This is a genomic window from Streptomyces sp. NPDC002817 (genome assembly GCF_053592055.1).
Window position 1 is genome coordinate 41707 of sequence record NZ_JBSFUY010000048.1, and the last position, 11646, is coordinate 53352.

Consider the following 11646-nt stretch of genomic DNA (forward strand, 5'->3'; position numbering starts at 1 on the left):
TCTGGAACCGGCGGGGCACCATGGACGAGGAGTTCCTGTTCCGGGACAACCAGACCTTCTACTCGCAGATCGGCCTCGGCTGAATCGGTGAGCGTGGACCGGCCGGGGAAACGCCACCCGGGCCAGCTCCGCCCTCGCGGCCCGGCCGTCCGAGGACATGGGGTCGCTCCCAGTGATGGGCGCAGTCCATGCACCAGCCTTGTCACCGGGCCTTTCGTCCTGTTGGCTGGCGGCGGAATTTCGAGTGGCAGCTCAAAGGCGAGGCGCACGAGTGACAGGTCGGGGCAGGGCGCGCGGGGATGCGCAGTACGGATTGCTGACCAGCATCGCCTGTGAGGCGGGAGTGTCGCTGAGCACCGTGTCGAAGGTGGTGCACCGGCGCCCCGACGTCGGTGCGGCGACGCGAGCACGGGTCGAGGAACTGCTGGCGCGGCACGGGTACGTCCGCGCGGGGGAGCGTGATCCCGTGGCGCCGCGGCAGATCATCGCGGTGTTCCGGGACCTGTCGGGGCCGTACACGCTGGAAGTGGTCCGCGGGATCGTGGACGCGGCGGACGAGATGGGCGTGGACGTCGTGACCGGGACGACCAGCCATCGTTCGATCTCCCAGTGGCTGGAGGAGTGCGTGGCACTCGACGCGGCGGGCCTGATCATCGTCATCTCCATGCTGGCCGAGGAAGACCAGCGCCGGATCGTCGAGCAGCGGCTGCCGGTGGTGCTGATCGACCCGCTCAGCGCGCCCAGCCACGACATACCGAGCATCGGGGTCACGAACTGGAGCGGGGCCAGGGAAGCGGTGCAGCACCTGCTGGGGCTCGGGCACACCCGGATCGGCATGGTCGCGGGCCGTTCGCACTCGCTGGCCGGGGCGGCGCGGCTGCACGGCTACCGGGCCGCTCTGGAAGAGGCGGGGATCGCGTACGATCCGGCGATCGTGCGCTCGACCGACTTCGACTTCGAGGAAGGGCTGCTCGCCAGCCTCCAGATCCTCCGGTGCGCTGACTGTCCGACCGCCGTCTTCGCGGCGAGTGACGCGCAGGCGCTGGGAGTCCTGGAAGCCGCCCGTCAGCGCGGGCTCAGCGTCCCCGAGGACCTGGCGGTCATGTCCTTCGACGACACCCTCGTCGCGGCCATGGCCTGCCCGCCGCTGAGCGCGGTGCGTCAGCCGTTCGAGGAACTGGGCGCCGAGGCCACCCGGGTGCTCGTGCAGCTCGCAGAAGGCCGGCCCCCCGCGTCGTCCCGGATGGAGCTGGCGACGGAACTCGTGCTGCGCACCTCGACGTCGGTGCGCAGCACGGTCGGGACGGAGTGAGCGCCCTCGACACGAACACCTCGGGCTGCCGGGACGGCGGGCCTCCGGCGGATGCCCGCCCCGCAGGTGTCAGACAAGCCGGACAGTCACCGTGGTGGGGGTGTGTGGCTGCAGGTGCACGGTCTGTCGTCGTTCCGTGCCGGCACGGCACACGAGGGTGACATCCCGCTCCAGCGGCGACGTGAGGACCACGCGGGCGAAGCCCTCCGTCACGTCCCACGTCAGCTCGTCGACGCACACCCCGGCACGCGTGGCGATGCCGCGCAGGCTGCCGGACCGCCACTCCGGGGGCCGGGCGGGCAGGAGTTCCACGGTCCCGGGCCGGGAGTCGAGCAGCATCTCCACGACCACGGCCGGGAGACAGTGGGCGGCGTCCGCGTTGTAGATCTCCAGATCGGGGTTGTGCGAGGTCATCAGCGACCGGAAGACCATGTTGCGGCCCACGATCTTGAGGACGTTCTCCTTCGCCGTCTCGCTGTCCTTGAGGCGTGCGGCGACCAGGGCGCGGTGCAGGCTGCCGTGCGCGGACATGTTCTCGTCACCTCGCCGCAGCAGGGCTTCGCGGGCGGCGGCAGCCAACTCGGGGGTGTCGTCCGGGGTGATGTCGTGCAGCGGCCACACCGGGTGGAGGTGGCTGATGTGCCGGTGGTCGTCGGCGGTCTCCAGTCCCGGCCATGCCCACTCGGCGAGCGCCCCCCGGTCGTCGACGCGGTAGGGCGGCAGCCGCTCCGCCAGCGCGCGCCAGCGGCCGACTGCGGCCTGCTCGATGCCGAGGCGGGTACAGATGTCGGCGGCGGTGGTGAGGGCGTGGCGGGCCGCGGCCAGGTCCATGGTGGCGTTCACCCCGGACATGCCCCGCCCGTTGCGAGGGCCGACCTCGGGGGAGTAGGAGGGGACCAGGACGACGTGCCCGTCGCCGTCCTCGCGGGTGAGGAAGTCCTCGAAGAAGACGGCGGCCTCGATGAGCCAGGGGGTGAGGGTACGGGCGAGGAAGTCGTCGTCGCCGGTCGCCTGCCAGTACTCGTAGAGCGGGTAGAGCAGCCAGTCCGCGCCCGCCAGCCACATCGTCCAGGGCCAGTCGTCGTCGAGGTGGAAGAGCAGCCCGTGTTCGCCGTCGGTCCGGCTGGGGGCGAGGATGCCGCGGGTGCCGTAGATCGTGCGGGCGTTGGTGCGCCAGTCGTCGATCTGCCCGCCGATCAGTGTGGCGTACGGCGCGATGAGTTCGGGCATGCCGGTGAGGATCGCCCCGGCCATCTGGAGGTTGATGTTGGCGTCGGTGGTGTAGTCGCCGGACCAGGCGGCGCCCCATTCCCCCAGCCACAGCCCGGTCAGCCGGGGCGGAAGCACCCCGCTGGAACTGAGCAGCAGGTAGCGGCCGGCGTGGAACAACGCCTCGGTCAGCGTGCCGTCCAGCGTCTTGGCGTCGGCGCGGGCGATCAGCTCGCCGACGGGAAGGGCGCGTTCGCTGCCGGACCCGCCCAGGTCGAGTTCGGCGCGGCCGTACAGCTCGCCATGGACGGGCGCGTGGCGGGAGAGCAACTCGTCGTAGTCCGCAGGCAGTTCAGTGAGGCCCGCATGGAGCGCGTTGACGCGGGGGAGGGGTACCGACCGGTCCATCCGGGTCAGCAGGACCACACGCGTCGCACCCTCGACACGGACCGTGTCTCCGTCCGCCACGACCTGGCCGCCGGTGACCACGGCCCGGGTCGCGCCGACGAATCCTGCCGCGCCGGGACCGGGCGGGTACATTCCCACAGCGGTGAGCGACGCCTCGCCGTCGGCGCCGGCCTCGGCGGACGTGGTGAAGGTGACCTCGGCGGGGCGGCCCGGCAGTTCGCCGGAGAGCCGTATGGCAAGGTCGATCCGTGGGCCGGTGATCTCAACGGCGGCGACCGCATCGGTGCGCGACACGAACGCACGCCGTGCCCACTCCCGGTCCCCATCGGACCAGGTGACCCGCACCTCACCTGTGGTGAAGTCGGTGACCCTGCGGTAGCGCTCCACCGGCCCTTCCCCGGCCACCGCGTCCATATGAAGCACATGCCCGGGATGGAAGGGCTGCGTCCAGGCCATCGCTCTGCCGTCCGAGAACTCGTGCTGCGCACGCTCGCGTTCCCCGGCCAACGCCAGGTCGCGGACCTGCTCAAGGCGGTCGGCGACGGCCGGTGGCCGCATCCCGAGGGACTCGTTGGGGAGCACGTAGCGGTGGTGGTTGTGAACGATCCGCTCCCGGTGGGGATGCCCGAACACCATGATTCCGTACTCGCCGTTGCCGGAGAGGAAGGCGTCCTCCCAGCGGTCGGCGGGTCGTGTGTCGTGGATGCTGTGCACCGGCATTCCCGGCCTCCCGGAAGTAGCGTGCCTGAGCGGCTCGAACAGGCTGCGGGGAGCGTACAAGAGGTGGCCGCTCGGAGCGCGAAAGACTTTCGTGGCCCTTGAGTTCTGGCGTTTCCGCAGGTGTCCGGGTTTTCGGCGCTCTGGCTCGGCCTGTCGTGATCGAACCGGCGTGTACGTTCACTGAGCACATACTCAGCGCAGGTCGACGGAGACCGATGGGGAGGTCCACGCCGCTGTGACGGGCCCAGCCAGGTCGCGCCGGAACGCCCAGTACGGGCTTCTCGCCTCCATAGCCGACGAGGCCGGGGTCTCGCCCGCGACCGTGTCGAAGGTCGTCCACAGACGACGCGACGTGTCCGAGGCGACACGGGCCCGTATCGAAGCGCTGCTGACCGAGCGCGGCTTTGTCCGCACCTGGGAGACCGAGGCCCGCCGGCCACGGCAGATCCTGGCGGTGTTCCGGGACCTGGCCGGCCCGTACACCCTGGAAGTGGTCCGCGGCATCGTGGAGTCGGCGGCCGGGATCGGTGTCCACACGACCGTCGGGACGACGGGTCGCCGCTCGATCGCACAGTGGCTGGAGGAGTGCCCGAGACTGGGCGCTCTCGGGGTCGTCATCGTCATTTCCACTCTCGCCGAGCGGGAGGAGCGCCGGATCCTGGACCAGCGGCTGCCCGTGGTGCTGGTCGATCCCCTGAACGCGCCGGCCGGGGACATCCCGAGCATCGGGGTGACCAACTGGCACGGCGCGACGACCGCCGTCCAGCATCTGATCGACCTCGGACACCGCCGGATCGGCATGCTGGCCGGACGGTCCCACTCGCTGGCCGGGTCCGCGCGCCTGCACGGCTACCGGGCCGCCCTGGCAGAGGCCGGGATCGCTTACGACCCCACGCTCGTGCGGTCGACGGACTTCGACTACGGCGAGGCCCTGCGCGCCGCGCGCAGTGTGCTGGAGCGGGACGAGAGGCCGACCGCCTTCTTCGCCGCGAGCGATGTGCAGGCGCTCGGCGCCCTGGAGGCCGCCCGCCAGCTAGGCATTTCCGTCCCACGCGAGTTGTCGGTGATGGCGTTCGACGACACCCTCGTGGCCGCCATGGCCTCGCCACCGCTGAGCGCCGTACGACAGCCGTTCAGGGAGCTGGGCCAGGAGGCCACGCGGGTCCTGCTGCATCTGGCCGAAGGCAGGCCTCCCGCGTCGACGCGCAGGGAACTCACCACCGAGCTGGTCGTCCGCATGTCGACGGCGCCGCCCGAATCCGGGAATTACGGGCGAACATGAACCCGGTTCCGCAAGCCCTCGGGGCGCGAAAGTCTTTCGGAACTGATTTCGCTCCGATATTGCCGCGGCCGAATTGCGCCGCTTAACGTGACCGACGCCAGCTCAACCGCAGGGGCAACGGGACCGCAACACTTGCGCAACAGCACCTGACGGTCATGGCCATCGACTCAGATCCCTCAGCGCGGGCAGGCCCGGGACGGCCTGCCGGGTGCAGTGCACCCGCTCAGAGGATCCTGCCGACTCGAAAGGTGTTCAACGATGAACAGAGTGTCCCGGAGATGGTTCCTCACCGCGACGGCGGCGACCACGCTGAGCGTCACCGTGGCCGGCTGCGGTTCCTCCGGCAGCTCCACGTCCTCGCCCACGGGCAACGTGGACTTCTGGACGCTGCAGGACCCCACCAACTCGGTCCAGAAGTCGGCGGTGGACACCTTCAACTCCGCCGGCAAGGGCAAGGTCAGCATGACCGTGATCGCCACCGACGGGTACAAGGACAAGCTGCGGACCGCGATGGGCTCCGCCAAGATGCCCGGGGTGTTCTTCAGCTGGGGTGGCGGCAGCCTGAACGACTACGTCAAGGCCGGCAAGCTGGTCACCCTGGACTCGGCCCTGGAGTCGCACTTCCTGCCCTCCGCCCTGGCCGCGGGCAAGGTCGACGGCAAGCTGGTCGCCATCCCCTGCCGCGGTACCCAGCCGGTGTTCCTCTTCTACAACAAGGAGCTCTTCGCCGACGCCGGCGTCGAGCCGCCGAAGACCTACGCCGATCTGCAGGACCTGGTCAAGGTCTTCAAGGGCAAGGGGATCACGCCCTTCGCGCTCGCCGGCAACGCCAGCTCCTCGTGGACCGAGCTGATGTGGGTCGAGTACCTCGTCGACCGCCTCGCGGGGCCGGAGCTGTTCGACAAGATCCAGGGCGGCGACTGGACGCAGTGGAACGATCCCGCCATCCTCAAGACCGCGGAGATGATCAAGGATCTGGTGGACAGCGGCGCCTTCGGCAAGAAGTTCGGATCGGTCGCCTACGGCCCCGGCGGCACCACCACCCTGCTCAACAAGGGCAAGGCGGCCATGGTGCTGATGGGTTCGTGGGAGTACGCCCAGCAGCAGAGTGAGGCCCCCGACTTCGCGAAGAACGGCCTGGGATACGTGGCCTTTCCCTCCGTGGAGGGAGGCAAGGGCGATGCCGGCAACGTGGTCGGCAACCCCACGAACTACCTCTCGGTGACCACCTCCGCCGCCGAGGAGACCGCGACGGAGTTCCTGAAGACCACCTACAGCGACAGCTACGTACAGGGACTGGTCGAGAAGGGTGAGGTGCCGATCACGTCGAACGCCGCGAAGTACCTCACCAAGGCGGCCGACCCGGCGTACGCCCAGTTCCAGTACGACCTGGTGCAGAAGGCCCCCTCCTTCACCCAGTCCTGGGACCAGGCGCTCGGCCTCACCCTCGGCACGCCGCTGCTGACCGAGATCCAGAAGCTGTTCAACGGGCAGAGCTCGCCGGAGCAGTTCGTCAGCGCGGTCCTCGCGATCAAGAAGTAGGAAGGCACGTCCACGTGGTCTCCGCAACGACTTCGCGGCCCGTGCGCAAGCAGCGGGTCCGTGACCGGGCCGCTCCACCCACCCTGGAGCGGCCCGGCGTGGCCTGGGCGATTCCCGGGCTGCTGTTCTTCCTAGTCTTCGCCGTCGCGCCGATGGTGGGAGTGCTCTACCTCTCCTTCACTCACTGGGACGGCCTGAACGCGCCGCAGTTCACCGGTGCGGAGAACTGGTCGCGGTTCTTCGGCGACGCCCAGGTCTGGCAGTCCACCCTGGTCACCGGATTCCTGCTGATCGGGAACATCGCGGTACAGGCGCCGGTCAGCATCCTGCTGGGCGTCTGGGCGGCCGGCCACCAGCGCAACCGGGCGGTCCTGTCGGCGGTGTTCTTCCTGCCGCTGCTGCTGTCCACGGCGGCCACGGCCATCATGTGGCGCCAGCTGCTGGACCCGAACTTCGGCCTTCCGGCCAAGTTCGACTGGCTGTTCGGCAGCAACCCGATGGGCACTCAGCAGGGCGCGATCGCCTGCCTGGTCCTCGTGACCACCTGGCAGTTCGTCCCCTTCCACAGCCTGCTCTACCAGGGCGCCGCCCGGGCCATCCCGCACACGCTCTACCAGGCGGCCGCGATCGACGGTGCGGGGCGGGTCAGACAGTTCTTCCACATCACGCTGCCGCAATTGCGCAACACCATGATCACCTCGACCATCTTCATGGTCGTCGGCGGTCTCACGGCCTTCGACATCGTCCTGCTGCTGACCAACGGCGGCCCCGGCACCGACACGGCGATCCTGCCGTTCTCCATGTACCAGACGGCCTTCCGGACCTACGACTACGGCTATGCGAGCGCCATCGCCAGCTTCCTGCTGCTGCTCGCCACCGCCACCTCCGTCCTCCTGACCAAGCTCAGCGGGTACGACAAGATGACGAGCATGATGGAGGGGCTGTGAGGACGCGCCCGAACTACCTTGCCGGCGCCGCCGCCCTCGTCTGGCTGCTGATCATCGGCATCCCGCTGTACGCGCTGGTGAACACGGCGGTGCAGCCGCAGACGACGTACACCGACAAGGGCCCCGTCGCGATCCCGGACACCGTGACTCTGGAGAACTTCCGCACGGTCCTGGACAGCGGCTTCCTGCAGTACATCTGGAACACCATCGTCGTCGCGGTGGCCACGGTCGCCATCGTGCTGGCCCTCGCGATCCCGATCAGCTATGCCGTGGTGCGCGGACGGGGCTGGCTGACCAGGGGTACGTTCCGCCTGTTCCTGCTGGGCCTGGCGATCCCCTCGCAGGCGGTGATCATCCCGCTCTTCCTGATCATCAACGATCTCGGCTTCTACGACAGCCTGTGGGGCATCATCCTGCCCACCGCCGCGTTCGCGCTGCCGGTGAGTGTGCTGGTCCTCAGCGGCGGCATGCGGGACATCTCCAATGAGCTGTACGAGGCCATGGCCCTGGACGGCGCGAGCCCGGCCCGGACCCTGCTGACGCTGGTCGTCCCGATGTCGAGGTCGGCCATCGCGACCACGTGCGTCTTCACGGCCCTGCAGGCGTGGAACGGTTTCCTGTTCCCGCTGATCATGACCCAGTCGAACGACAAGAAGCTGGTCACGCTGGGGCTGTACAACTTCGTCTCCGAGTACGGGGCGAATGTGCCGGCCCTGATGGCCGCGGTGCTGCTGTCCGCGGTCCCCATCCTCGTCGTCTACCTCTTCGCCCGCCGGGCCCTCGTAGCGGGCCTCATGGGAGCCGGCGGCAAGTGACGGTGCTGCGTCCCGCCGGGTTCGCCGGGGGACGCCACTCGATCCGGGGCCCGGGCGCCGGCAGGCGCCGATCCACACCTCCCCATGACGCTGTCCGGCGCGTCCTCCTCCCCTGACCGCCGGACCGGCGTCCGGGCCCCCTTTTCCGTACCGGTCGGCAGTGCCTCTTCGACCTCTTCGACACCCGCGCGGTTCTCGCGCACCCGCAACAGAACGGATGAGACCTTGACGATCAGCGACGAGCGCCCGACGACCGGGCTGTGGAACGATCCCGCCCTGCCGGCGTCCGTTCGCGCGCGGGCCCTACTCGACGCCATGACCAAGGCTGAGAAGGTCGCACAGCTCGGCAGCACCTGGCCCGGCCACGACGACTCCGGGGACGTGGCCCCGATGCAGGACACCTTCCGCGGCGCCGAGAGCTTCGAAGAGGCGATCGTCGACGGACTCGGGCACCTGACCCGGGTGTTTGGCACGGCGCCGGTCGACCCCGACGAGGGCCGCAAACACCTGGCGGAGTTCCAGGAGCGAGTCACCGCAGCGAACCGCTTCGGCATCCCGGCCATCGCCCACGAGGAGTGCCTGACCGGGTTCACCGCCTGGCAGGCCACGGTCTACCCCACGCCGCTCGCCTGGGGCGCCACCTTCGACCCCGCTCTCGTCCACCGCATGGCGGCGGCGATCGGCTCGGACATGGCGGCCGTCGGGATCCACCAGGGCCTGTCCCCGGTCGTGGACGTCGTACGCGACTACCGCTGGGGCCGGGTCGAGGAGACCCTCGGCGAGGACCCCTACCTCGTGTCGGAACTCGGCCTGGCCTATGTGCAGGGCCTGCAGTCGGCCGGAGTCGTCGCCACGCTGAAGCACTTTGCCGGCTACTCCGCCTCGCGGGCCGCCCGCAATCACGCACCCGCCGCAGTCGGCCCGCGCGAACTCACCGACCTGATCCTCGTGCCGTTCGAGAAGGCCGTGGTCAAGGGCCGGGTCGGCTCGGTCATGAACGCCTACAACGACATCGACGGCGTGCCCTGTGGCGCCAGCGAAGAGCTCCTGACCCGGCTGCTGCGCGACAGCTGGGGCTTTGAGGGCACGGTGGTGTCCGACTACTGGGCGATCGCGTTCCTCGCCTCCCTGCACCACGTGGCGGCCGACATCCCGGACGCGGCACGTGCCGCGCTCCGGGCCGGGATCGACGTCGAACTGCCTCACACCACCGCGTTCCGGGAGGCGTTCCTGGACGACGGCGCCCTCGCCGAACTCGTCGACCGCGCCGTGCTGCGGGTCCTGACCCAGAAGGCCGTACTCGGCCTTCTCGACCCCGACTGGCATCCCGGCCAGTACAGCGCACCCGCGGACTTCGACTCGCCCCGGAACCGTTCCATCGCCCGCGCGCTGGCCGAGGAGTCCGTCGTTCTGCTCGACAACCCCACGGACCTGCTGCCGCTGACGGGTGCGCGTTCGGTCGCCGTCATCGGCCCGGCGGCCGACGACGCCCAGTGCCTGTTCGGCTGCTACTCGTTCCCCAACCACGTACTGCCCCATCACCCGGACATCCCCCTGGGCATCGAGGCGCCCACGGTGCTCGACGCCGTCCGGCGGGAGTTCCCCGACGCTGAGGTGCGTCACGAGACTGGCTGCCAGGTCACCGGGGACGACCGCAGCGGCCTCGCCGCCGCCGTGGCCGCGGCCACCGCCGCTGATGTGACGGTCCTCGTCGTCGGCGACCGCTCCGGCATGTTCGGACACGGAACCTCCGGCGAGGGCTGCGACGTCGGCGTACTCACACTCCCCGGAGTCCAGGACGAACTGGTGGAGGCCGTCCTCGCCGCGGCGAAGCGAGCCGTCCTCGTCGTGATCTCGGGCCGCCCGTACGCGATCGGGCGCCACGCCTCGGCGGCGGGCGCCACCGTGCAGGCGTTCTTCCCCGGCGAGGAAGGGGCGGCCGCGGTCGCCGGCGTCCTCTCCGGCCGGATCAACCCCTCCGGGCGCCTGCCCGTCCAGATCCCCGGAGACGAGGCGGGCCAGCCCGGCACGTACCTGGCGCCACCGCTCGCGCTCAAGAGCGACGGCGTGAGCAACATCGACCCCACACCCGCGTTCCCGTTCGGGCACGGTCTGTCCTACACGACCTTCGAGATCGGGGACGTGTCCGTCGACGCATCCGCCGTGCCCGTCGACGCCACGATCACGCTACGGGCCAGGATCTCCAACACCGGTGAACGCGCCGGTACTTGTGTGCCCCAGCTCTACCTCACCGACCCGGTCGCGTCGGTCACCCGCCCCGTCCGTCAGCTCATCGCGTTCACCCGCGTCGACCTCGACGCCGGTGCGACCCGTGTCGTCGAGTTCCAGGTCCACACGGACATGGCCGCCTTCAGCGGGACGGACCTTCGCCGACGCGTCGAGCCCGGTGACCTCACACTCACCGTCGCCCGGTCGGCGGGCGACCCCGGCCTCCCCGTCCAGGTGACCCTGCAGGGAGACGAGCGCATCGTCGACCACACCCGCACCATGACCACACCCGTCACGGTGCTGCCGGTCTGACCTCGGGTACACCGCGGGCCAGGAGGCTCCCTGCGACAGCAGCGGGGGAGCCTCCTGGCCCTGTTTCGTCTCCGGCGAACCGCAGCGGACTGCGGGGAAACACCTGGTTCGGATCGTGCCTCAGTCGGACACGTGTACGGACTGTGGGCATCCTGCTCTCACCCTTCGGCCGAGACCGGACGGCGTGCGGCTCGGACAGGGCGGCCTGAGTTCTTGCGGGCGGCTGGGCCCATGAGCGGGCGCCGTCGAGCGGCTTCTGGCCGATTGCGCCACGAGCGCCCACACCGTCAGGCGCGTCGACGTCCACTCACACCCAAGGGAGCCGGGCGCACAGGTCCCGACGAGGTGGAGATTGCCTTGCCCCTGTCCGGGACCCTCGTTCTCCTCTTTGCCCAGGCCTCCCCGGACCGAGCCACGCCCGTGCAACTCATTGCGGTCGCCGTACAGGATCCCGACCGGGGCATGGTGCGGAGCCGAACGGCCCCCGGCGACTGATTGCGGATGAACCTTGCTGGGAGCGATGAGTCCGCCTGGCCGAGAGCGATACGGTGGGACCCTTGGCCTGAGCGCGTTGGGCCCGATCGGTCTCGCTGGACGGCCAGGTGTCGTCACCGGCTCCCGGAGCGGTGCAGAAGAACTCATGCACCGTGGATCGTGACTTCGACGTGTTCCGGACGGACTTCGCCGCCACCCCGGACCGTAGGGAGCTCGGGCGGGGAGCCGGCAGCGAGCGAGCGGCGGACACCACATCATCCGGGCATGGCAGAGCGGGGTGCGGCCACGTTCCGTGGCTCATCCCGATCCAGTTCGCGCCGCAGATCCCGGTGGAGCGCCACAACAACGTCGTGGACTGCGCGCTCGGTGCGGTGG

General features: G+C 69.9%; 8 protein-coding genes. 7 read left to right on the forward strand and 1 reads right to left on the reverse strand.

Going from position 1 to position 11646, the window contains the following annotated elements; all coding sequences use genetic code 11:
• The first annotated feature begins 313 nt into the window (after positions 1-313).
• Entirely contained in the window at positions 314-1312 is a 999-nt protein-coding gene (locus ACWD3I_RS45175; RefSeq protein WP_365406135.1) for a LacI family DNA-binding transcriptional regulator, read from the forward strand.
• Between the two features lie 69 nt (positions 1313-1381).
• Here the strand turns inward: ACWD3I_RS45175 and ACWD3I_RS45180 are convergent, their stop codons facing one another.
• Entirely contained in the window at positions 1382-3649 is a 2268-nt protein-coding gene (locus ACWD3I_RS45180; protein ID WP_365406138.1) for a glycosyl hydrolase family 95 catalytic domain-containing protein, read from the reverse strand.
• Between the two features lie 235 nt (positions 3650-3884).
• Here ACWD3I_RS45180 and ACWD3I_RS45185 point away from each other — a divergent pair, with 235 nt between their 5' ends.
• The 6 genes from ACWD3I_RS45185 to ACWD3I_RS45210 all read left to right on the forward strand — a co-directional run.
• Entirely contained in the window at positions 3885-4931 is a 1047-nt protein-coding gene (locus ACWD3I_RS45185; RefSeq protein WP_365406141.1) for a LacI family DNA-binding transcriptional regulator, read from the forward strand.
• Between the two features lie 258 nt (positions 4932-5189).
• Positions 5190-6473 carry an ABC transporter substrate-binding protein gene (locus ACWD3I_RS45190; RefSeq protein WP_365406144.1) on the forward strand — a complete coding sequence of 428 codons (1284 nt, stop codon included), beginning with the start codon at positions 5190-5192 and terminating at the stop codon, positions 6471-6473.
• Positions 6474-6487: 14 nt separating this feature from the next.
• Positions 6488-7420 (forward strand): carbohydrate ABC transporter permease, encoded by a 933-nt coding sequence (locus ACWD3I_RS45195; protein WP_451084374.1) that lies wholly within the window; start codon positions 6488-6490, stop codon positions 7418-7420.
• Entirely contained in the window at positions 7417-8235 is an 819-nt protein-coding gene (locus tag ACWD3I_RS45200) for a carbohydrate ABC transporter permease (RefSeq protein WP_365406147.1), read from the forward strand. Before ACWD3I_RS45195 ends, ACWD3I_RS45200 begins: the two co-directional genes overlap by 4 nt.
• Before the next feature lie 225 nt (positions 8236-8460).
• On the forward strand, positions 8461-10776 hold the full coding sequence (locus tag ACWD3I_RS45205; RefSeq protein WP_365406150.1) for a beta-xylosidase/alpha-l-arabinosidase: 2316 nt from the start codon (positions 8461-8463) through the stop codon (positions 10774-10776).
• A 647-nt stretch (positions 10777-11423) separates the two neighbouring features.
• Positions 11424-11646: hypothetical protein (locus tag ACWD3I_RS45210; RefSeq protein WP_451084375.1), on the forward strand; the 223-nt coding region annotated here is incomplete at its 3' end.

What these genes read in the sequence shown, in the direction of transcription:
- ACWD3I_RS45180 (WP_365406138.1), bottom strand. Translation starts at nt 3,649, where the DNA reads ATGCCGGTGCACAGCATCCACGACACACGACCCGCCGACCGCTGGGAG.
- ACWD3I_RS45190 (WP_365406144.1), top strand. Translation starts at nt 5,190, where the DNA reads ATGAACAGAGTGTCCCGGAGATGGTTCCTCACCGCGACGGCGGCGACC.